Here is a 1,707-nt window from a genome sequence, read left to right on the forward strand (position 1 = left end):
TAGGTATGCTTCCTTAGCAGGGAAGTGATTTCAGCCACTCATCCACCTCACCGGAACGAGCCGCCATAATACAAACTAAAACTACATTGTTCAAGTCATGATACTGAAATTTTCTTGTTTTTTCGTTCAATTAAATATTTTTTAAACAATTTTCGTATTCTTTTCGCCTTTTTCAATCAAACGCTTGTTAAGATAGATATTATTTCTTTATTTCAACACAGTAGTGCATAACACATTATTGCAAACCTGAACGTGCAGTTCTGGTCTGCATGTCTTATGCTAAACCTATCTGCCAAGCATGAAACCAAACGACATGACAAAAAACTGGGTTGACCCCGAAGCAAAAGCCGAAGCTGAACGTTATGACAATCCTATTCCAAGCCGTACTCTTATTTTAGATACGTTGGAACAATTGCAAACACCGCAATCTCATGCAGAACTTGTTGACCATTTCCATATTCAAGATCAGAAAAGTATTGAAGCCTTAAGTCATCGCTTAAGTGCTATGGTTCGTGATGGTCAACTTATGAAGGATGGTTTTAAGTTTCAGTTGGTGGCAGACCAACCTACCTATGAAGCAACTGTCTATATTAATAGTAAAGGTTTGGGTACAGCACATATTGATGGTCAAGATGATTTGTTATTACCTGAGCGTGAGTTACGTTTAGTCTTTAATGGTGATCGGGTCCGTGTTCGGCAGACATCGGTAGATCGCAAAGGTAAACCGTGGGGTTTCATTACCGAAGTTATACAGCATCGTGTAAAACAGTTAATTGGTAAATTGTCGGTACATGACGGCGAATATTTTATTCAGCCTAACAATCCAAATCAGCACCAACCTATCCCACTAGAAAAAGAGTTGGTTGAACATGCTAAAGCAAATGTCGGCGATATGCTTCGTGTTGCTATAGACACTTACCCAACCCGGGAAGAATTTGCAACGGCACATATTATTCAGTCTATGGCAGATAAAGCCGATACTGAAATTATTATTCCGCAAACCATTTTAGAGTTTGGTTTGCCTTACGAATTTCCAGATGAAGTTATAAAAGAAGCTGAAAGTTTCAAAGAACCTGCTGAACAAGATCGCGAAGGTCGAGTTGATTTAAGAGACTTGGCACTTGTCACAATCGATGGTGAAGATGCGCGAGATTTCGATGATGCAGTATATGCGGAAAAACGTCCTGGTGGTGGTTACCGAGTTGTCGTTGCAATTGCCGATGTGAGCCATTATGTACGTTTAGATTCGGCATTAAATGAAGAAGCTGAAGAGCGCGGCACTTCGGTTTATTTCCCACATTTTGTTTTACCAATGCTACCAGAAGCATTATCAAATGGATTGTGCTCACTTAACCCACACGTAGATCGTCTATGCATGGTCTGTGACCTAAAACTTTCTCGTACGGGTCGTGTTACAGGTTATGAATTTTATCCGGCAGTCATGCATTCAAAAGCACGTTTGACCTATACACAAGTAGGACAATATTTTGAAGGTGCAACTGATGCAATTCCAAAAGATCGTGATATTCATAAATCGCTAAATACACTTTTCCAGCTTTACCAGATTTTGAAAAACTTACGTGTTGATCGTCATGCAATGGAGTTTGAAACCATTGAAACTTATATGACCTTTGACGAGTTAGGTGGAATTAAAGAAATTTTACCTCGTACACGTAATGATGCTCATAAGCTTATTGAAGAGTGTAT

At 39.3% G+C, this 1,707-nt stretch carries 1 protein-coding gene; it reads left to right on the top strand.

From position 1 onward, the window contains the following. Positions 1 to 313: 313 nt before the first annotated feature. Positions 314 to 1,707: ribonuclease R family protein (locus VXQ92_RS16875; RefSeq protein WP_416682595.1), on the top strand; the 1,394-nt coding region annotated here is incomplete at its 3' end.

Source organism: Acinetobacter sp. 228 (genome assembly GCF_048147885.1).